At 59.7% G+C, this 21,421-nt stretch carries 18 protein-coding genes and 1 tRNA gene; 12 read left to right on the forward strand and 7 right to left on the reverse strand.

Annotated features, from left to right (window positions below):
* Window positions 1-106 precede the first annotated feature (106 nt).
* Window positions 107-970, reverse strand: coding sequence for a DNA-3-methyladenine glycosylase family protein (locus tag J2Y86_RS11405; protein ID WP_253431117.1), 864 nt, complete (start codon window positions 968-970; stop codon window positions 107-109).
* Window positions 967-2,394 (reverse strand): arginine-ornithine antiporter, encoded by a 1,428-nt coding sequence (gene arcD, locus J2Y86_RS11410; RefSeq protein WP_253431120.1) that lies wholly within the window; start codon window positions 2,392-2,394, stop codon window positions 967-969. Before arcD (J2Y86_RS11410) ends, J2Y86_RS11405 begins: the two co-directional genes overlap by 4 nt.
* Before the next feature lie 466 nt (window positions 2,395-2,860).
* Between arcD (J2Y86_RS11410) and arcD (J2Y86_RS11415) the strand changes: the two genes are divergently transcribed.
* The 12 genes from arcD (J2Y86_RS11415) to J2Y86_RS11470 all read left to right on the forward strand — a co-directional run bounded on the left by arcD (J2Y86_RS11415) (window position 2,861) and on the right by J2Y86_RS11470 (window position 17,470).
* A complete protein-coding gene (arcD, locus tag J2Y86_RS11415) occupies window positions 2,861-4,288 on the forward strand; it encodes an arginine-ornithine antiporter (protein ID WP_253431124.1) in 1,428 nt (475 codons plus the stop codon).
* 35 nt (window positions 4,289-4,323) lie between these two features.
* Complete coding sequence (arcA, locus tag J2Y86_RS11420) at window positions 4,324-5,580, forward strand: arginine deiminase (RefSeq protein ID WP_253431127.1); 1,257 nt, start codon at window positions 4,324-4,326, stop codon at window positions 5,578-5,580.
* 70 nt (window positions 5,581-5,650) lie between these two features.
* A complete protein-coding gene (locus J2Y86_RS11425; protein WP_253431130.1) occupies window positions 5,651-6,661 on the forward strand; it encodes an ornithine carbamoyltransferase in 1,011 nt (336 codons plus the stop codon).
* Between the two features lie 169 nt (window positions 6,662-6,830).
* Window positions 6,831-7,760, forward strand: coding sequence for a carbamate kinase (gene arcC / locus J2Y86_RS11430; RefSeq protein WP_253431133.1), 930 nt, complete (start codon window positions 6,831-6,833; stop codon window positions 7,758-7,760).
* Window positions 7,761-7,772: 12 nt separating this feature from the next.
* On the forward strand, window positions 7,773-8,135 hold the full coding sequence (locus J2Y86_RS11435) for a DUF5064 family protein (protein ID WP_253431136.1): 363 nt from the start codon (window positions 7,773-7,775) through the stop codon (window positions 8,133-8,135).
* Between the two features lie 200 nt (window positions 8,136-8,335).
* Entirely contained in the window at window positions 8,336-9,844 is a 1,509-nt protein-coding gene (locus tag J2Y86_RS11440) for a sigma-54-dependent transcriptional regulator (protein ID WP_253431139.1), read from the forward strand.
* A gap of 438 nt (window positions 9,845-10,282) precedes the next feature.
* Window positions 10,283-10,666, forward strand: a complete 384-nt coding sequence (gene gcvH, locus J2Y86_RS11445; RefSeq protein WP_008027813.1) for a glycine cleavage system protein GcvH — start codon at window positions 10,283-10,285, stop codon at window positions 10,664-10,666.
* A gap of 9 nt (window positions 10,667-10,675) precedes the next feature.
* On the forward strand, window positions 10,676-13,525 hold the full coding sequence (gene gcvP / locus J2Y86_RS11450; protein WP_253431142.1) for an aminomethyl-transferring glycine dehydrogenase: 2,850 nt from the start codon (window positions 10,676-10,678) through the stop codon (window positions 13,523-13,525).
* A 199-nt stretch (window positions 13,526-13,724) separates the two neighbouring features.
* Complete coding sequence (locus J2Y86_RS11455; protein WP_253431145.1) at window positions 13,725-15,101, forward strand: L-serine ammonia-lyase; 1,377 nt, start codon at window positions 13,725-13,727, stop codon at window positions 15,099-15,101.
* A gap of 41 nt (window positions 15,102-15,142) precedes the next feature.
* On the forward strand, window positions 15,143-16,267 hold the full coding sequence (gene gcvT / locus J2Y86_RS11460) for a glycine cleavage system aminomethyltransferase GcvT (protein ID WP_253431148.1): 1,125 nt from the start codon (window positions 15,143-15,145) through the stop codon (window positions 16,265-16,267).
* 404 nt (window positions 16,268-16,671) lie between these two features.
* Window positions 16,672-16,884: a cold-shock protein gene (locus J2Y86_RS11465; RefSeq protein ID WP_007977299.1), complete on the forward strand. Its 213-nt coding sequence runs from the start codon at window positions 16,672-16,674 to the stop codon at window positions 16,882-16,884.
* A gap of 97 nt (window positions 16,885-16,981) precedes the next feature.
* Window positions 16,982-17,470, forward strand: a complete 489-nt coding sequence (locus J2Y86_RS11470; protein ID WP_253431151.1) for an RDD family protein — start codon at window positions 16,982-16,984, stop codon at window positions 17,468-17,470.
* Between the two features lie 133 nt (window positions 17,471-17,603).
* Here the strand turns inward: J2Y86_RS11470 and nadA are convergent, their stop codons facing one another.
* From nadA to ybgF, 5 genes are all read right to left on the reverse strand, one after another.
* Window positions 17,604-18,662, reverse strand: a complete 1,059-nt coding sequence (nadA, locus tag J2Y86_RS11475) for a quinolinate synthase NadA (protein ID WP_253431155.1) — start codon at window positions 18,660-18,662, stop codon at window positions 17,604-17,606.
* Window positions 18,663-18,929: 267 nt separating this feature from the next.
* Window positions 18,930-19,005, reverse strand: a tRNA-Lys gene (locus tag J2Y86_RS11480).
* A 63-nt stretch (window positions 19,006-19,068) separates the two neighbouring features.
* A complete protein-coding gene (queC, locus tag J2Y86_RS11485) occupies window positions 19,069-19,761 on the reverse strand; it encodes a 7-cyano-7-deazaguanine synthase QueC (RefSeq protein WP_017340461.1) in 693 nt (230 codons plus the stop codon).
* 1 nt (window position 19,762) lies between these two features.
* A complete protein-coding gene (queE, locus tag J2Y86_RS11490) occupies window positions 19,763-20,410 on the reverse strand; it encodes a 7-carboxy-7-deazaguanine synthase QueE (RefSeq protein ID WP_128872282.1) in 648 nt (215 codons plus the stop codon).
* Window positions 20,411-20,576: 166 nt separating this feature from the next.
* Window positions 20,577-21,416, reverse strand: coding sequence for a tol-pal system protein YbgF (ybgF, locus tag J2Y86_RS11495; RefSeq protein ID WP_253431158.1), 840 nt, complete (start codon window positions 21,414-21,416; stop codon window positions 20,577-20,579).
* Between the last annotated feature and the right edge of the window lie 5 nt (window positions 21,417-21,421).

The following is a 21,421-nucleotide window of genomic DNA, read 5'->3' on the forward strand; positions in this document are numbered from 1 at the left end:
GCCCGCTCCCACATTTGACCGAGTTTATCTGGAGTAACTCGGTCAAATGTGGGAGCGGGCTTGCTCGCGAAGGGGTCAGAACAATCAACACACCTTTCGGATCAGCTCAATCCGCCCGACTCAGTGATGTCCACAAAAGCTGCGCCGCATACCCTCGAAAAGGCCGCCAAGCCTCTGCCCGCGCCAACAAATCCCGAGCCGTCAGCGGCCCACCTTCAAGCGCCGTCAGCGCCTTGATCAACCCCACATCCCCACCCGGAAACGCATCCATCTCCCGCAACTGCCGCAACGCAATGTACTGCGCCGTCCAGTCGCCAATACCGTGTAACGCCAGCAAACGCGCCACACCGCCCTCACGCCCCGGTTCAAACAGCAACGGATCATCGAGCAACGCCTGAGCCACACCCGACAACGTCCGGCCCCGGCTTTTCGGCATGCCCAACGTCGCCAGATCCGCCTCCGCCAAAACGGTCGCCTCAGGAAAAACAGACGTGACACCGGGCAACACAGACGCCAAGGGCTGCCCATACTGCGCCACCAGTTTCCCCGCCAAGCGGATCGCCGCGCTCACCGTAATCTGCTGGCCCAACACCGCACGAATCGCCAGTTCCAGGCCGTCCCACGCCCCCGGCACCCGCAATCCCGGCCGCTCGGTAATCAACCGCGCCATCAGCGGATCAGTCTTCAACTGCCGATGGATCGTCGGCAGGTCCGCCTCCAGATCAAACATCCGCCGCAACCGCGCAACGATCTCCGGCACCGCCGTCGGATCGGGAAAATCCAGCGTCACTTGCAACGCATCGCCCGCCACCGGTTGGATCGAAAACGTACCGTGATCGCCGTTCAAGCCGATGCTGCGCGAATACACACCATCCACCACCGTTTCCATTCCGGCCACGGCCCGCGCCGACAAGAACCCCAGCATCGCCGGCCAGTCATAGGGCGGCTGATATTCCAGCAACAACCTCACAGCGACAGCAAGCCGCTGTACAAGCCATACGCCGCCAGCCCGGCACCACTGATGACCGCGGTAAAGATCCCTTTCTCGACCGGCGTGAACAGCGGTTCACCCTGCTCATGTTTGGCCTTGGCAAACAGAATCACCCCCGGCGCATACAACAACGCCGACAGCAGCAAATACTTCACCCCGCCGGCGTACAGCAACCACACCGCATAACTCAGCGCGATGCCGCCAATCAGCAAGTCCTTGGTGCGTTCCGCCGAAGCGTGTTCGTAGGTTTCGCCGCGCCCGCTCAACAGCACCGCATACGCCGCCGACCACAGGTACGGCACCAGAATCATCGAGGACGCGAGGTAGATCAGGCTGGTGTAAGTGCCGGCGGAAAACAGTGTGATCAACAGGAAAATCTGGATCATCACGTTGGTCAGCCACAGCGCATTCACCGGCACATGGTTGGCGTTTTCCTTTTTCAGGAACGCCGGCATGGTCTTGTCCTTGGCCGTGGCGAACAGGATCTCGGCGCAGAGCAGCGCCCAGGACAACAGTGCACCGAGCAGTGAAATCGCCAGGCCGATGCTGATCAACAAAGCGCCCCAGGGCCCGACGATATGCTCCAGCACCGCCGCCAGTGACGGGTTCTGCAGGTTGGCCAGTTCCGGCTGACTCATGATCCCCAGCGACAACACATTCACCAGCACCAACAGCGCCAGTACGCCGAGAAAACCGATGACCGTGGCGCGCCCGACATCCGAACGTTTCTCCGCCCGTGCCGAATACACACTGGCGCCCTCGATGCCGATGAACACGAACACGGTGACCAGCATCATGTTGCGCACCTGGTCCATCACCCCGCCGAAGTCCGGATTGCTGCGGCCCCAGATGTCACGGGTGAAGATGTCGGCCTTGAACGCCACGGCGGCAATGACGATGAACATGATCAGCGGCACGATCTTGGCCACGGTGGTCAGCTGATTGATGAAGGTCGCTTCCTTGATCCCGCGCATCACCAGGAAGTGTACGGCCCACAGCAACACCGACGCGCAGCCGATGGCGATGGGCGTGTTGCCCTGGCCAAACACCGGGAAGAAATAACCGAGGGTGCTGAACAGCAACACAAAGTAGCCGACGTTGCCCAGCCAGGCGCTGATCCAGTAACCCCAGGCGGACGAGAAACCCATGTAGTCGCCGAAGCCCGCCTTGGCGTAGGCATATACCCCGGAATCCAGCTCGGGTTTGCGGTTGGCCAGCGTCTGGAACACAAAGGCCAGCGTCAGCATGCCCACCGCGGTGATGGCCCAACCGATCAATATCGCGCCGGCATCGGCTCGGGCGGCCATGTTCTGCGGCAAAGAGAAGATCCCGCCGCCAATCATCGATCCCACCACCAGCGCGATCAACGCACTCAGGCGCAGCTTTTGTGTCGGTTGCGACATCCCTTATCCCCTTTCCACTGCATTGCACTGAACCCTATGGCGAGGGAGCTTGCTCGCTCGCCACCAATGGACAACTTTAACTAAATAGGTAAACGGCAATAACGTTTATTGAATAACGGTGTATAGCGTCTTTTATTTATAGCCGATGCTTCTATCACCACAGCCGGAAATAGCAGTCTTGTCTGTGAATCCTAATAAATCAATTCAACACTGAAACAACCGTCAAAAAATTTGCGGAAACCGTAAAACGAACTAGCGTAAAAACTCGAAGCGATACGCGTTATACCCGCTTGATCTGGCCGAGGCCTCTGGACAGGGCTTTTCCGGCGAAGCCGTTATGCCCCGGGAAAGTTTCATAAATCCTTCATTAACAATGGAATGTGCCCATGCACTGATCTAAGTCAGCTGATTGAATGGCTAACAGAATTAATCTGTTGTCTCTCTTCTCCTGCATTGGAGTCATGCAATGTCTGAATCCCCCGGTAAATTGAAACTCGGTGCACTTGTTGCGTTGGTTGTCGGCTCAATGATTGGTGGCGGGATCTTCTCTTTGCCGCAGAACATGGCCGCCAGTGCCGACGTCGGCGCCGTGCTGATCGGTTGGGCCATCACCGCCGTCGGCATGTTGACGCTGGCCTTCGTCTTTCAAACCCTTGCCAATCGAAAGCCTGGTCTGGACGGTGGTGTCTACGCCTACGCCAAGGCCGGGTTCGGCGACTACATGGGTTTCTCGTCCGCCTGGGGTTACTGGATCAGTGCCTGGCTGGGCAACGTCGGTTACTTCGTTCTGCTGTTCAGCACCCTCGGTTACTTTTTCCCGATCTTCGGCGAAGGCAACACCGTGGCCGCCGTGATAGGCGCATCAGTGCTTTTGTGGGCGGTGCACTTCCTCGTGCTGCGGGGGATCAAGGAAGCGGCGTTCATCAACCTGGTGACCACTGTCGCTAAGATCGTGCCGCTGTTGCTGTTTGTCCTGATCGCCATTTTCGCTTTCAAACTGGACATCTTCACGGCCGACATCTGGGGCTTGAAAAACCCGGACCTGGGCAGCGTGATGAACCAGGTGCGCAACATGATGCTGGTCACCGTGTGGGTGTTCATCGGCATTGAAGGCGCGAGCATTTTCTCGGCCCGCGCGGAAAAACGCAGCGACGTGGGTAAAGCCACCGTGATCGGTTTCATCACCGTGCTGCTGTTCCTGGTGCTGGTGAACGTGCTGTCGCTGGGCATCATGACCCAACCGGAACTGGCCAAGCTGCAGAACCCGTCGATGGCGGCGGTGCTGGAGCACGTAGTCGGTCCGTGGGGTGCGGCGCTGATCAGCGTCGGGCTGATCATCTCGTTGCTCGGTGCGTTGCTGTCGTGGGTGTTGCTGTGTGCGGAGATCATGTTCGCCGCCGCCAAGGACCACACCATGCCGGAGTTCCTGCGCAAGGAAAACGCCAACCATGTGCCGGTCAACGCCTTGTGGCTGACCAACGCGATGGTGCAGCTGTTCCTCATCATCACCCTGTTTTCCGCCAGCACTTACCTGTCGCTGATCTACCTCGCCACCTCGATGATCCTGGTGCCTTACCTGTGGTCGGCGGCCTACGCATTGCTGCTGGCGGTGCGCGGCGAGAGTTATGAAAACGCTGCAGCCGAACGCAGCAAAGACCTGTTCATCGGCGCCGTCGCGTTGATTTACGCGGTCTGGCTGATCTATGCCGGTGGCGTCAAATACCTGCTGCTCTCCGCCCTGCTCTATGCGCCCGGCGTGATCCTGTTCGCCAAGGCCAAGCTTGAACTCAACAAACCGGTATTCACCAACGTCGAGAAGCTGATTTTCGCTGCGGTCGTCGTGGGCGCCCTGGTGGCGGCCTACGGGCTGTATGACGGCTTCCTGACCCTGTAACACCTGATTGATTTGTCATCTGGAGGATCACTGTAATGACCACGGAAAAAGTTAAGTACGGCGTACATTCCGAAGCCGGCAAACTGCGCAAAGTCATGGTTTGCTCCCCCGGCCTGGCCCACCAGCGGCTGACCCCGAACAACTGCGACGAACTGCTTTTCGATGATGTGCTGTGGGTTGCCCAGGCCAAGCGTGACCATTTCGATTTCGTCACCAAAATGCGCGAACGCAACATCGACGTGCTGGAAATGCACAACCTGCTGACCGACATCGTCGCGATCCCCGAAGCGCTGGACTGGATTCTGGAACGCAAGGTCACCGCCAATTCGGTCGGCCTCGGCCTGATCAATGAAGTCGGTTCGTGGCTGCGCAGCCTCGAGCCGCGCAAGATCGCCGAGTTCCTGATTGGCGGCGTGTCCGCCGATGACCTGCCGGACAGCTTCGGCGGCAAGACCATTCAAATGTTCCGCGACTTCCTCGGCCACTCCAGCTTCATTCTGCCGCCGTTGCCCAACACCCAGTTCACCCGCGACACCACCTGCTGGATCTACGGTGGCGTAACGCTGAACCCGATGTACTGGCCGGCGCGTCGCCAGGAAACCTTGCTGGCCACCGCCATCTACAAATTCCACCCGCAGTTCACCAATGCCGACTTCGAAATCTGGTACGGCGACCCGGACAAGGATCACGGCAGCTCCACCCTCGAGGGCGGCGACGTGATGCCGATCGGTAACGGTGTGGTGCTGATCGGCATGGGCGAACGCTCGTCCCGCCAGGCCATCGGCCAACTGGCGGTGAACCTGTTCAAGAACAAAGCCGTCGAGAAAGTCATCGTCGCGGGCCTGCCGAAGTCCCGCGCGGCGATGCACCTGGACACCGTGTTCAGCTTCTGCGACCGCGACCTCGTCACGATCTTCCCGGAAGTGGTGAACCAGATCGTCGCCTTCACCCTGCGCCCTGACGAAGGCAAACCGGGCGGCGTCGACATCCGCCGCGAAGAAACCAGTTTCCTCGACACCGTGGCCAAGGCCCTCAACCTCAAAGCATTGCGCGTGGTGGAAACCGGCGGCAACAGCTTTGCCGCCGAACGCGAACAGTGGGACGACGGCAACAACGTGGTGGCCGTGGAGCCAGGCGTGGTGATCGGCTACGACCGCAACACCTACACCAACACCTTGCTGCGCAAGGCCGGTGTCGAAGTCATCACCATCAGCGCCGGCGAACTGGGCCGCGGGCGTGGCGGCGGCCACTGCATGACCTGCCCGATCATTCGCGACCCTATCGACTATTAATTCCTGAGCCCTGCTTCACGCTTATAACGCGTGAAGCAGGCGGATAACCGAAACCCAAGGAGATCCAATCATGGCTTTCAACATGCGTAACCGCAGCCTGCTCTCGTTGATGCACCACACGACTCGCGAGCTGAACTATTTGCTGGACCTGTCCCGCGACCTCAAGCGTGCCAAGTACACCGGCACCGAGCGTCCGCACCTGCAAGGCAAGAACATCGCGCTGATCTTCGAAAAAACCTCGACCCGCACCCGGTGCGCCTTCGAAGTCGCGGCCCATGACCAGGGTGCACACGTCACCTATATCGACCCGGTGTCGTCGCAGATCGGCCACAAAGAAAGCATGAAAGACACCGCCCGCGTGCTCGGGCGGATGTTCGATGCCATCGAGTACCGTGGCTTCGAACAGGAAATCGTCGAGGAGCTGGCCAAGTTCGCCGGCGTGCCGGTGTTCAACGGTCTGACTGCTGAATTCCACCCGACGCAGATGATCGCCGACACCCTGACCATGCGCGAACACAGCGACAAACCGCTGCATGAGATCAGCTACGCCTACCTCGGCGACGCCCGCTACAACATGGGCAATTCGCTGCTGATGATCGGCGCCAAACTGGGCATGGACGTGCGCATCGCCGCGCCGAAAGCACTCTGGCCGCATCAGGACTTCATCGATCAGTGCAAAGCCTTCGCCGAGGAAAGCGGCGCGCGCATCACCATCACCGAAGACCCGAAAGCAGCGGTCAAGGGCGTGGACTTCATCCACACCGACATCTGGGTGTCGATGGGTGAGCCGGTTGAGGCGTGGGACGAGCGCATCGAGCAACTGCTGCCGTACCAGGTCAACGCCGCGATGATGAAGGCCTCGGGCAACCCGCGGGTGAAATTCATGCACTGCCTGCCGGCGTTCCATAACAGTGAAACCAAGGTCGGCAAGGACATCGCCGCGCGGTATCCGCACCTGGCCAATGGCGTCGAGGTGACTGAAGAAGTCTTCGAATCCCCGGCCAACATCGCCTTCGAGCAAGCGGAAAACCGCATGCACACCATCAAGGCGATCCTGGTGTCGGCGCTGGCGGATATCTAACGACCGGCCTGGCTCCCACTGACGAAACATGGTCAATGTGGGAGCGGGCTTGCTCGCGAAAGCGTCCTGTCAGACGACATTAATGGTGACTGACAGGACGCTTTCGCGAGCAAGCCCGCTCCCACAGTAGACCGAGTCGCTAGCCCGCTCTCTGTAGAAGGACTGCATTATGCGTATCGTCGTTGCTCTGGGCGGTAACGCCCTGCTCCGCCGTGGTGAACCCATGACCGCGGACAATCAACGCGCCAACATCCGGATTGCCACCGAGCAAATCGCCAAGATTTACGCCGGCAACGAGCTGGTCATCGCCCACGGCAATGGTCCTCAGGTTGGCCTGCTGTCGCTGCAAGCGGCGGCCTACACCTCGGTTTCGCCGTACCCGCTGGACGTGCTCGGCGCCGAGACCGAAGGCATGATCGGCTACATCATCGAACAGGAACTGGGCAACCTGCTGGACTTCGAAGTCCCCTTCGCCACCCTCCTGACCCAGGTCGAAGTCGACGCCAACGACCCGGCCTTCCAGAACCCCACCAAACCCATCGGCCCGGTGTACGCCAAGGCCGAAGCGGAAAAACTCGCCGCCGAGAAAGGCTGGGCGATTGCCCCGGACGGCGACAAATTCCGCCGCGTGGTGGCCAGCCCGAGACCGAAACGCATCTTCGAAATCCGCCCGATCAAATGGCTGCTGGAAAAAGGCAGCATCGTGATTTGTGCGGGCGGTGGTGGTATCCCGACGATGTACGGCGCCCACGGCAAACTGCAAGGCGTGGAAGCGGTGATCGACAAGGACTTGTGCTCGGCGCTGCTGGCCGAACAGTTGGACAGCGACTTGCTGGTGATCGCCACCGACGTCAACGCGGCCTTCATCGACTTCGGCAAACCGACCCAGAAATCCATCGCCCAGGCGCACCCGGACGAAATGGAAAAACTCGGTTTCGCTGCCGGCTCCATGGGCCCCAAAGTCCAGGCCGCCTGCGAGTTTGCCCGCCATACTGGAAAAACCGCGGTGATCGGTTCACTCTCGGACATCGAAGCGATCGTCCAGGGCAAGGCCGGTACACGCATCAGCACGGCGAAACCTGGCATAACTTATTTATAAGGAGAAACGCCAATGGCAACGTTCGAGCCCGGTCACTTGCACATCGAGCGTCATGCGCTGACTGATGACGATGTCAGCTACAACGTGCACCTCGACTATGAGGTCACGCAGGATCCCAAGAAAGGCAAAGGGGTGCTGTTCACCCTGCACGGCAGCATGCAGGGAAAGGACATGAAGGAGACTTTCTTTCTGGCCAAGGAGGAGGCTTACAACTTCGCCAACAACGTGACGAAAATCGCCGAGAAGTACGGGATTCCGAAGACACACAGCCAGATCGGCTCGGTCCACAAGCATTACGATCTGATGTTCGAAGACATCCGGAAGCAGTTGGACATGAAATCCGGCGACCCGATAAACCTCGAGAACTTCGAATAACCCACTGATCCTGTGGGAGCGGGCTTGCTCGCGAAAGCGGATTATCCGTCGACATAAATGTCGCCTGTCACACCGCTTTCGCGAGCAAGCCCGCTCCCACATTGGATCGATGTAGCCCCGGAATCCGCGCAGGATTTCACCATTCGCCCACCCCAAGGCATACTTGCCACCCTCCGCATTCCAGAACCCTATACCGCCCCATGCGTATCCACGTCAGCTTCATCGACCGCGTCGGCATCACCCAGGAAGTCCTGGCCTTGCTCGGTGGGCGCAATCTCAATCTGGATGCGGTGGAAATGGTCCCGCCCAACGTCTACATCGACGCCCCGACCCTGAGCCCGGAAGTGCTCGACGAGCTGCGCGATGCGTTGCTCAGCGTTCGCGGCGTGCAAGCGATGACGGTAGTCGACATCCTTCCGGGTCAGCGTCGGCACCTGCAACTCGATGCGTTGCTCGCGGCCATGACTGACCCGGTGCTGGCCCTGGACAGCGCCGGCAAGGTGTTGCTGGCCAACCCGGCACTGATCGCTTTGTATGGCCGTGAACCGGCCGGTGAAAGCATCGCCGAATTGTTCGCCGATCCGGCGTTACTCGATGCGCTGCTGGAAAACGGCTTTCGCTTGCCGCTGCGCGAGATCACCGTCAATGGCCAGACCCTGTTGCTGGACGCCACGCCCATCACTGATGCCGGCGCTCTGCTGACCCTTTATCAACCCAATCGCATCGGCGAACGCCTTTCCGCGCTGCACCACGACCACGCCGAAGGGTTCGATGCGCTGCTCGGAGAATCCCCGGCGATTCGCACCCTCAAGGCCCGCGCCCAACGCGTTGCGGCCCTGGATGCGCCGCTGTTGATCCAGGGTGAAACCGGCACCGGCAAAGAGCTCGTCGCCCGCGCCTGTCACGCCATCAGCGCCCGGCACAGTTCACCGTTTCTGGCGCTGAACTGCGCGGCATTGCCGGAGAACCTCGCCGAAAGTGAACTGTTCGGCTACGCCCCCGGCGCCTTCACCGGTGCGCAACGAGGCGGTAAACCGGGGCTGATGGAACTGGCGAACCAGGGCACGGTTTTTCTCGATGAAATCGGTGAAATGTCGCCGTACTTGCAGGCGAAACTGCTGCGGTTCTTGAACGATGGCAGCTTCCGCCGCGTGGGTGGCGATCGTGAGGTGAAGGTCAACGTGCGGATCCTCAGCGCCACGCACCGCGACCTGGAAAAAATGGTCAGCGAAGGCACGTTTCGTGAAGACCTGTTCTACCGCCTCAACGTCCTGAATGTCGAAGTCCCGCCGCTGCGCGAACGCGGCCAGGATATTTTGCTGCTGGCCCGTTATTTCATGCAGCAGGCCTGTGCACAAATCCAGCGACCGGTGTGTCGCCTGGCACCGGGCACTTACCCGGCGCTGCTGGGCAACCGCTGGCCGGGTAACGTGCGGCAATTGCAGAACGTGATCTTCCGCGCCGCGGCGATTTGCGAAAGCAGCCTGGTGGACATTGGCGACCTCGACATTGCCGGCACCTCCGTGGCGCGCCAGAGCGACAACGACGTCGACAGCCTTGAACAGGCGATGGAGGAGTTCGAGAAAACCCTGCTGGAAAAGCTTTACGTCAGCTACCCCTCGACCCGGCAACTGGCCAGCCGCCTGCAAACCTCCCACACCGCGATCGCTCATCGGTTGCGCAAGTACGGCATTCCAAACAAACCGTGAGGCCTAAGCCCTACTCGGTCAAAACTGTGGGAGCGGGCTTGTTCGCGAATGCGGTGGGTCAGCCAACATTGTTGTGACTGACCCACCGCATTCACGAGCAAGCCCGCTCCCACAGTTTTTGGGTCGACGCTGAACCCTGCCTGAAAACGACCTCCATCTGTACTGAAAGCGCTACAGTGGAATGATATCGCTACACCCTCTCTTGATCACCGCTGTGCAAGGCTTTGATCCCATTAAGCTTTTTTCTTCGCTTCAGGCTGTAGCGATTTCGCTACAGACATTCAATTCGTTCGCACCTCATAAATACTCAAAGTACTGATTTATAAGAACTTATTAACATTGGCCGCGATCTTGCTTAGTAGCCATCCATAAAGCAGGGCTTTTGCCCAAGCATTCAATCGCGTCCACCAGACGAGTCTGGCCCCCTCAGGAGTTTCCATGAGCGAGTTGCGTTTTACTGAAGATCACGAATGGCTGCGCACCGAAGCTGACGGCAGCGTTACTGTCGGCATCACCGCTTTCGCACAGAACGCACTGGGCGACGTGGTTTTCGTACAACTGCCTGAGCTGCAGTCCTACGACAAAGGCGCAGAAGCCGCCACCGTGGAATCGGTAAAAGCCGCCAGCGGCGTGTACATGCCACTCGACGGTGAAGTGCTGGAAGTGAACCCGGCGCTGGACAGCAGCCCTGAACTGGTCAACGAAGATCCGCTGGGCGAAGGCTGGTTCTTCCGCTTCCAGCCAACCGACGCCTCGGCTGTCGCCAAACTGCTGGATCAGGACGCCTACGACCGTCTGATCAAAGCCAACGCTGAAGCCTGAGGAGCCGCCATGACTATTAATCTCAGCACCGCCAACGAATTCATCGCCCGCCACATCGGCCCGCGTTCCGGCGACGAGCAAGCCATGCTCAACAGCCTCGGTTTCGACTCCCTGGAAGCCCTGAGCGCCAGCGTCATTCCGGAAAGCATCAAAGGCACCAGCGTCCTCGGCATGGACGATGGCCTGAGCGAAGCCGACGCCCTGGCGTTGATCAAAGGCATCGCCGCCAAGAACCAACTGTTCAAGACCTACATCGGCCAGGGCTACTACGGCACGCACACGCCGTCGCCGATCCTGCGCAACCTGCTGGAAAATCCGGCCTGGTACACCGCCTACACCCCGTATCAGCCAGAAATTTCCCAGGGCCGTCTCGAAGCGCTGCTGAACTTCCAGACCCTGATCAGCGACCTGACCGGCCTGCCGATCGCCAACGCCTCCTTGCTCGACGAAGCCACCGCCGCCGCCGAAGCGATGACCTTCTGCAAACGCCTGAGCAAGAACAAAGGCAGCCACGCGTTCTTCGCCTCCGTGCATTGCCACCCGCAAACCCTCGACGTACTGCGCACCCGTGCCGAACCATTGGGCATCGACGTCGTCGTCGGCGACGAGCTTGAACTGACTGACGTGACGCCGTTCTTCGGCGCCCTGCTGCAATACCCGGCAAGCAACGGCGACGTGTTTGATTACCGCGAACTGACCGAACGCTTCCACGCCGCCAACGCTCTGGTGGCTGTTGCCGCCGACCTGCTGGCCCTGACCGTGCTGACCCCGCCGGGCGAATTCGGCGCCGATGTGGCCATCGGCAGCGCGCAACGCTTCGGCGTACCGCTGGGCTTCGGTGGCCCGCACGCTGCTTACTTCTCCACCAAAGATGCGTTCAAGCGCGACATGCCGGGCCGTCTGGTCGGTGTCTCCGTGGACCGTTTCGGCAAGCCGGCCCTGCGTCTGGCGATGCAGACCCGCGAGCAACATATCCGCCGCGAGAAAGCCACCAGCAACATCTGCACCGCCCAAGTGCTGCTGGCCAACATCGCCAGCATGTACGCCGTCTACCACGGCCCGAAAGGCCTGACGCAGATTGCCAACCGCATTCATCACCTGACCGCGATCCTCGCCAAAGGCTTGAGCGCACTGGGCCTGACCGTCGAACAAGCCAGCTTCTTCGACACCCTGACCCTGAACACCGGCGCTGACACCGGCAAACTGCATGACAAGGCGCGTGCGCAGCAGATCAACCTGCGCGTAGTCGATGGCGAGCGTCTGGGCCTGTCCCTCGACGAAACCACTGCGCAAGCCGACGTCGAAACCCTGTGGGCCTTGTTCGCCGACGGTAAAGCGCTGCCGGACTTCGCCGCCCTCGCCGCCTCTGTGGCTAGCACCATCCCGGCCGCTCTGGTTCGCCAATCGCCAATCCTCAGCCACCCGGTGTTCAACCGTTATCACTCGGAAACCGAGCTGATGCGCTACCTGCGCAAGCTCGCCGACAAGGACCTGGCCCTGGATCGCACCATGATCCCGCTGGGTTCCTGCACCATGAAACTCAACGCCGCCAGCGAAATGATCCCGGTAACCTGGGCCGAATTCGGTGCCCTGCACCCGTTCGCCCCGGCCGAGCAAAGTGCCGGTTACCAGCAGCTGACCGACGAACTGGAAGCGATGCTCTGTGCCGCCACCGGTTACGACTCGATCTCCCTGCAACCGAACGCCGGTTCGCAAGGTGAGTACGCCGGCCTGCTGGCGATCCGCGCCTATCACCAGAGCCGTGGCGAAGACCGTCGCGACATCTGCCTGATCCCGTCGTCCGCCCACGGCACCAACCCGGCCACCGCCAACATGGCTGGCATGCGTGTGGTGGTAACGGCGTGCGATGCCCGCGGCAACGTCGACATCGAAGACCTTCGCGCCAAGGCCATCGAGCACCGCGAACACCTCGCGGCGCTGATGATCACTTACCCGTCGACCCACGGCGTGTTCGAAGAAGGCATCCGCGAAATCTGCGGCATCATTCATGACAACGGCGGCCAGGTGTACATCGACGGCGCCAACATGAACGCGATGGTCGGCCTCTGCGCACCGGGCAAGTTCGGCGGCGACGTGTCCCACCTGAACCTGCACAAGACCTTCTGCATCCCTCACGGCGGTGGCGGCCCGGGCGTCGGCCCGATTGGCGTCAAGTCGCACCTGACCCCGTTCCTGCCGGGCCACGCCCAGATGGAACGCAAGGAAGGCGCGGTCTGCGCGGCACCGTTCGGCAGCGCAAGTATTCTGCCGATCACCTGGATGTACATTCGGATGATGGGTGGCGCCGGCCTGAAACGTGCTTCGCAACTGGCGATCCTGAATGCCAACTACATTTCCCGTCGCCTCGAAGAGCACTATCCAGTGCTGTACACCGGCAGCAACGGTCTGGTGGCGCACGAATGCATCCTCGACCTGCGTCCGCTGAAAGACAGCAGCGGCATCAGCGTCGATGACGTTGCCAAGCGCCTGATCGACTTCGGTTTCCACGCCCCGACCATGTCGTTCCCGGTGGCTGGCACGTTGATGATCGAGCCGACCGAAAGCGAATCCAAGGAAGAACTGGACCGTTTCTGCGACGCCATGATCCGCATCCGCGAAGAAATCCGCGCAGTGGAAAACGGCACGCTGGACAAGGAAGACAACCCACTGAAAAACGCTCCGCACACCGCCGCGGAAATCGTTGGCGAGTGGACGCATCCGTACAGCCGTGAGCAAGCGGTGTATCCGGTTGCCTCACTGATCGAAGGCAAGTACTGGCCGCCGGTCGGTCGCGTCGACAACGTCTTCGGCGATCGCAACCTGGTTTGCGCCTGCCCGTCGATCGAAAGCTACGCTTGATCTATAGGGGGCGGGTTCGCTCGCCCCTCTCAAGAACACCGTACCCCCTTGTGGGAGCGGGCTTGCTCGCGAATGCGGTGGGTCAGTCACCATCAATGTTGCCTGATCCACCGCATTCGCGAGCAAGCCCGCTCCCACAGGGATCTGTTGCAAGCCTCAGATTTCCGCCATTCCTATAACAAGAAACCGGAGAACAACCATGTCGTTAAGCGTGTTCGACCTGTTCAAGATTGGCATCGGCCCCTCCAGCTCCCACACCGTCGGCCCGATGCGCGCCGCTGCGCGTTTCGTCGAAGGTTTGCGCCGTGAAGGGCTGCTGACCGCCACCACCTGCGTCAAAGTCGAGCTCTACGGCTCACTGGGCGCCACAGGCAAAGGCCACGGCAGCGACAAGGCTGTGTTGCTCGGCCTGGAAGGCGAACACCCCGACACTGTGAACACCGAAACCGTCGCCGCCCGTCTGCAAGAGATTCGCGGCAATGGTCGTTTGAACCTGCTCGGCGAACACAGCATTGCGTTCAATGAGAAAGAACACCTGGCGATGATCCGCAAACCGTTGGCCTATCACCCCAACGGCATGATCTTTCGCGCGTTCGATGCGGCGGGCATACAAATCCGCAGCCGCGAGTACTACTCGGTCGGCGGTGGTTTCGTGGTCGATGAAGACGCCGCCGGCGCCGACCGCATCGTCGAAGACGCCACGCCGCTGACCTTCCCGTTCAAAAGCGCCAAGGACCTGCTCGGTCACTGCACCACCTATGGCTTGTCGATCAGCCAGGTAATGCTGACCAACGAAAGTGCCTGGCGCCCGGAGGCGGAAACCCGCGCCGGCCTGCTGAAAATCTGGCAAGTGATGCAGGATTGCGTCGACGCCGGTTGCAGGAACGAAGGCATCCTGCCGGGCGGTTTGAAGGTTAAACGTCGAGCCGCAGCCCTGCATCGGCAACTGTGCAAGAACCCTGAATCGTCGTTGCGCGATCCGCTGTCAGTGCTGGACTGGGTCAACCTGTACGCCCTGGCAGTCAACGAAGAAAACGCCAACGGCGGGCGTGTAGTCACCGCGCCCACCAACGGTGCCGCGGGTATTGTCCCGGCGGTTTTGCACTACTACATGCGCTTCATCCCCGGCGCCAACGAAGACGGCGTCGTCCGTTTTCTGCTGACGGCCGCCGCCATCGGCATTCTCTACAAAGAGAACGCCTCGATCTCCGGCGCCGAAGTCGGTTGTCAGGGTGAGGTCGGCGTGGCCTGCTCGATGGCGGCAGGCGCCTTGTGTGAAGTACTGGGCGGCACCGTGCAGCAAGTGGAAAACGCTGCCGAAATCGGCATGGAACACAACCTCGGCCTGACCTGCGACCCGATTGGCGGGCTGGTACAAGTGCCGTGCATCGAACGCAACGCCATGGGTTCGGTGAAGGCAATCAATGCGGTGCGCATGGCCCTGCGCGGCGACGGTCAACATTTCGTCTCCCTCGACAAAGTCATCCGCACCATGCGCCAGACCGGCGCCGACATGAAAAGCAAATACAAGGAAACCGCCCGTGGCGGTTTGGCGGTCAACATTATCGAGTGCTGATGCGCGCTCATTGCATCTGCACACATTTTCAGGAGCTGGATATGTCCACCGAACAACTGTTGAAAACCCCGTTGCACGCACTGCACATCGAACTCGGCGCCCGCATGGTGCCGTTTGCCGGCTACGACATGCCGGTGCAATACCCGCTGGGCGTGATGAAAGAGCACCAGCACACCCGTGATCAGGCCGGGCTGTTCGATGTCTCGCACATGGGCCAGATCCGCCTGACCGGCCCCAACGCCGCCAAGGCCCTGGAAACCCTGGTGCCAGTGGACATCATTGATCTGCCGGTGGGCATGCAGCGCTACGCCATGTTTACCAACGAAACCGGCGGCATCCTCGATGACCTGATGGTCGCCAACCTCGGTAACGACGAACTGTTCCTGGTGGTCAATGCGGCCTGCAAGGATCAGGACCTGGCACACCTGCAAAAACACATCGGTGATCAGTGCACCATCGAACCGTTGTTCGAAGAACGCGCCTTGCTGGCCCTGCAAGGTCCGGCAGCCGTCACCGTGCTCGCGCGCCTGGCGCCTGAAGTGGCGAAGATGACTTTCATGCAGTTCGCCCGCGTGAAGCTGCTGGGCGTGGACTGCTTTGTCAGCCGCTCGGGCTACACCGGTGAAGACGGTTTCGAAATCTCCGTGCCGGCCGCCAGCGCCGAAGCCCTGGCTCGCGCCCTCCTCGCCGAACCGGAAGTCGCGGCCATCGGCCTCGGCGCCCGTGATTCGCTGCGCCTGGAAGCGGGTCTGTGCCTCTATGGCCACGACATGAACACCGAGACCAGCCCGATCGAAGCCAGCCTGTTGTGGGCCATCTCCAAGCCTCGTCGTGCCGATGGCGCACGGGCCGGCGGCTTCCCTGGCGCTGAAACCGTGTTCGCCCAGCAGCAAGCCGGTGTCAGCCGCAAGCGCGTAGGCCTGTTGCCACAGGAACGTACACCGGTGCGTGAGGGTGCAGAAATCGTCAATGAAGCGGGCGACATCATCGGCACCGTTTGCAGCGGCGGGTTCGGCCCGACTCTGGGCGGCCCCCTGGCCATGGGTTACCTCGACAGCGCCTACATCGCCATCGATACGCCAGTCTGGGCGATCGTTCGTGGGAAAAAGGTGCCACTGCTTGTAAGCAAAATGCCATTTGTTCCACAACGCTACTATCGTGGCTGATTGACTGTTTCTATAAGTAACGCGGTTGCGTTAACAGTGCACTAATGTGTAACGCAACCGCCATAAAACAGTGCATGACTTCGACTGTAAGCTTCGTTTATGAACTTTGCTTATAACGATCGAAAACAATTGAACAGCGTCAGCGAATAAGGCTGCTCTAGTGGACATGCTAGTGCCATCAACCCGAGCAAAACCGGGCCTCCCACAGGGCTTGTTTTTTCTCCCGTAGTTGGCGTAGAGTTTGTTCACTGTGTTTGCATGGGTCGCTTGGAATCGTGACCTGGGCAGTAGCCTACAAGTTAGCTACATCCCGTTCGACGTCTTCTTACTCTCCTGCAACCAGCCCCAGTACTCTTTCATGAGAAGGAGACTGTCATTAATTTTTGCGTCAAAGGAAATAAGAAATGTCCCAACGTCAGAGCGGTACCGTCAAGTGGTTTAACGACGAGAAAGGTTTTGGTTTTATCACTCCAGAAAGCGGTCCGGATCTGTTCGTGCATTTCCGCGCTATTCAGGGCAACGGCTTCAAGAGCCTGAAAGAAGGCCAGAAAGTGACCTTCATCGCCGTGCAAGGCCAGAAAGGCATGCAGGCTGACGAAGTACAAGCAGAAGCCTAACCTTCTGTTACGAAAAAGCCCCTGATGCTGACATCAGGGGCTTTTTTGTGCGCGTAAATCCGTAAAATGGCTTCTTTTTTCTGCCGGGAACCCTGCCATGTCGAAACACCTGCTCAAACCACAGGGCGACTTTCCCGCCGCGACCCTGGGTCGTCGCCTGGCAGCGATGTTCTATGACTTCCTGTTGTGCACTGCCCTGCTGATCGTCACCAGCGGCATTTACAAGATGATCCAGATGGCGATCATCGGCGAAGACAAAATGCGCACCCTGACCGAAGCCGGCGCGCTGGACGGTGATCCGTTGCTGTCGACGGTACTGTTGTTCGTGCTGTTCGGCTTCTTCGCCAAGTTCTGGACCTGGTCCGGTCAAACCCTGGGTATGCAGGTGTGGTGCATCCGCGTGCAGAACGCCGACGGCTCATCCATCAGCCTGTGGCAGGCGCTGCTGCGGTTTGTCGTGTCGATTGCGTCGTTGCTGTGCGTAGGGCTTGGGTTTATCTGGTCGCTGTTCGATAAACAGAAACGCAGCTGGCATGACATGTATTCCAACACCCAGCTTGTTCGCATCCCAAAGAAGACCAAGTAGCTCGGCCCTACGAAAACCACTGTGGGAGCGAGCTTGCTCGCGATGGCGGTGCATCAGTCAATATTGATATGACTGACAGACCGCTATCGCGAGCAAGCTCGCTCCCACAGGTTTTGTGACTGGCTGAAAGTTCTCAGGCGTTACCGGCCAGCTTCATCCGCGCTGCCTGCGTGAAATCCAGCATCCGCTTCAACGGCCGAATTGCCTGCGGGATCAGCGCCGGATCAACAAAGATCTCGTTCGTCCCTTCTTTCAAGCTCTTCAGCACGCGCTCAAGCGTATTCATCGCCATCCACGGGCAATGTGCGCAACTGCGGCACGCCGCGCCGTTACCCGCCGTAGGCGCCTCGATGAAGACCTTGTCCGGGCAAAGCTGCTGCATCTTGTAGAAGATACCGCGGTCGGTGGCGACGATCAGCGTCTTGTTCGGCAGGCTTTGTGCCGCCGCGATCAGCTGACTGGTGGAACCGACGGCGTCCGCCAGCTCGATCACCGAAGTCGGCGATTCCGGATGCACCAGAATTGCCGCATCCGGATACAGCGCCTTCATGTCTTCAAGCTGCTTGGATTTGAACTCTTCGTGAACGATGCAGGCACCGTCCCACAACAGCATGTCCGCGCCGGTCTGGCGCTGGATGTAGGTACCCAGATGCTTGTCCGGCCCCCAGATTATCGTTTCGCCGTTATCCATCAGGCTTTCGACGATTTCCAGCGCACAGCTTGAAGTCACCACCCAGTCCGCCCGGGCTTTGACCGCTGCCGAGGTATTGGCATACACCACGACGGTACGTTCCGGGTGCTGATCGCAGAACGCCGAAAACTCGTCTACCGGGCAACCCAGGTCCAGCGAACAGGTCGCTTCCAGGGTCGGCATCAGCACGCGTTTTTCAGGGTTGAGGATTTTGGCGGTTTCGCCCATGAACTTCACGCCAGCGACCACCACGGTCTTGGCCGGATGAGCATTGCCGAAGCGGGCCATCTCCAGCGAGTCGGAGACACAGCCACCGGTTTCTTCAGCCAGGGCTTGAATGACCGGATCACAGTAAAAGTGGGCGACCATCACCGCGTCCTGAGCCTTGAGCTCGGCGGCAATGGCTGCACGGTAATAGGCCTCTTCCTCGGCTGTCAGCGGCTTGGGCTGCTTGGCATCGAGGTGGGCTTGAACCAGAAGGCGTTCGGAAATCTGCGTCATGTTCGCAAGACCTGCAAGCGCTTACGCGCGAAAGTCGAGTATACACCCGGCTCCGGACCCTTCAGGGGTACCGCCGGGAAAGTGGGTATTCATCAGGCACGTTGAAGCTGCGCAAGGCTACAGAATATCCCGAGGATGCAAAAGATGATTCTGACCTGGGACACGCGGTGCAGCGCCGACCGGGGTCGACCTTAAATCGCGGGCAAAAAAAAATCCGGAAATCCTCACTTGCGTGGGCCTTCCAGACTTTTAAAACTGCTACAAAAATGGTGGGTCGTGTGGGATTCGAACCTACGACCAATTGGTTAAAAGCCAACTGCTCTACCAACTGAGCTAACGACCCGCTGTGTGGTGGCGCGTATAATACTGATTTTTAACGGTTATTCAACACCTTATTTGAAATAAATCAGAAATAAGGTGTTGGATCACTGATTCCGGCCGCCGCGAAGCCTTCAGCACGCAGTCTGCAGCTGTCGCATTTGCCGCACGCACGGCCATTATCGTCAGCTTGATAGCAGGAAACGGTCAGCCCGTAATTGACGCCCAGCTTCACGCCCGCCTGGACGATCTGCGCCTTGCTCAGGTTTTGCAGTGGTGCCTGGATACGGAAGCCATTGCCTTCGACGCCGGCCTTGGTTGCCAGATTGGCCATGCGCTCGAAGGACTCGATGAACTCGGGGCGGCAGTCCGGGTAGCCGGAGTAATCCACTGCGTTGACACCGATAAAGATGTCACGCGCGCCGAGCACTTCGGCCCAACCCAATGCCAGCGACAGGAACACGGTGTTGCGCGCCGGCACATAAGTGACTGGAATGCCTTCCCCCAACTCCTCAGGGATGTCGATGCTTCTGTCGGTGAGTGCCGAGCCGCCCATACCGTTCAGGTTCAGGCCGATCACCTTGTGTTCCACGACACCCAAATCCCGGGCAACACGCTCGGCGGCGTGCAATTCGGCATGCGACCGCTGACCGTAGTCGAAACTCATGGTGTAGCAGCTGTAGCCTTCAGCGCGAGCCATGGCCACGACAGTGGCCGAATCCAGGCCGCCGGACAGCAGAATGACCGCACGTTTTTCAGTGGTGTTCAATTGTTCCGTCATATCAGCGCCCCGGCTCATCATTCCAAAGATATTTATGCAGCTGCAATTGCAGGCGCACTGGCAGGTTGTCCGCCACCACCCAATCCGCCAGGTCCCGAGCATTCAGGTCATGGTGGCTTGGCGAGAACAGCACTTCGCCGGCACGCCGGTCCAGACCGTACTGAATCAGCTTGGAAACTGCCCAGTCGTAGTCTTCCCGTGAACAGATGACAAATTTCACCTGATCGTTAGGCGTGAGCAGCTCGATGTTCTCGTAACGGTTGCGATGCGCTTCCTTCGAACCCGGGGTTTTCAGGTCGACAACGCGACTGACCCGAGAATCTACCGCCGAGATATCGAGCGCACCACTGGTTTCCAGTGACACTTCGTAACCGGCGTCGCACAACTGCTTGAGCAATGGGATGGCATTAGGTTGCGCCAGCGGCTCGCCACCGGTGACACACACATAACGCGGACGGAAACCGGCCACTTGCTCGAGGATATCGTCGAGCGTGCGGACAGTGCCGCCAGAGAACGCATAGGCGCTGTCGCAGTATTGGCAACGCAATGGGCAACCGGTCAGGCGCACAAAAACAGTGGGCAGCCCGGCAGTCCGCGTTTCACCCTGCAACGAGTAGAAAACTTCGGTGATTCTCAATGTGTCTTGCATAGTCGCCACGGGCGTAACAGCTAAACAGGCTGTCCGCCTCCGTCAGGCACTTCAAGGAACCCCGCCAATGCGCAGATCCCAAAAAGCGTGTTTCATAAAAAGGGCGTGAATTCTAACGAAAAAACCCGCGACAAGCGCGGGTTTCTTCGAAACGGGTCTGGCAGGCTTACATGCGCTGCAGATCGCGCTGGGCCAACTGAGCGGCGGAAGTGCCCGGATACTGGGACACCACCTGCTGCAGAATGCCTTTGACCTTGTCGGGATGACCGAGGCGGCGCTCTACATCAGCCAGCTTGTACAGCGAGTCAGGCACTTTGTTGTGCTTCGGGTACAGCTGCGACACCTTGGCAAAAGCCTGACCTGCACCTTGCAGATCGCCTTTGGCCAGGTTCACTTCGCCCAACCAGTACTGGGCGTTGCCCGCGTACTGGCTGTTCGGGTATTTGCGCAGGAAAGCGGCAAAAGCCTGGCTGGCCTTGTCGAAATCCTTGGCCTTGATCAGGTCGAAGGCTGCATCGTAATACAGTTTTTCCTTCGCCGGATCCGCCGGTTCGCTACCCGCTGCGGGTGCTTGAGCGGCGGCCGCCCCTGCACCTGCGCCAGCTGCTGCACCGGGGGCGTTCAAATCGCCACCGGTGGAAGAATTCTCAGGAGTTGCGGCTGGTGCAACGCCGGTTCCTATGCGCCGATCAAGATCCTGATATCGCTCCAGGCTTTCCTGCTTCATGCGCGCTACATCATTTTGCAGAACTTCGATGATGCCTTGTTGGCGCGAGATCTGCTCCTGCATCGATTGCAGTTGGTTGAACAGCTCGCCCTGTGCCGAGACAGGGGCCGAAACCCCTCCCCCGGCATAGGCGCCGTTCGTACCGTAACCCGCAGGCGGATAACTACTCCCGCTATTGTTATAGCCGGAGTTGTCCTCGACCACAGGAACCGCAGCCCACACCGCAAGCGGTGCGAGACTGAGAGCCAAAACAGTTACAGCACGACGGCACGTTCGCATGACGA

The organism is Pseudomonas migulae (assembly GCF_024169315.1).
Classification (GTDB): Bacteria; Pseudomonadota; Gammaproteobacteria; order Pseudomonadales; family Pseudomonadaceae; genus Aquipseudomonas; species Aquipseudomonas migulae_B.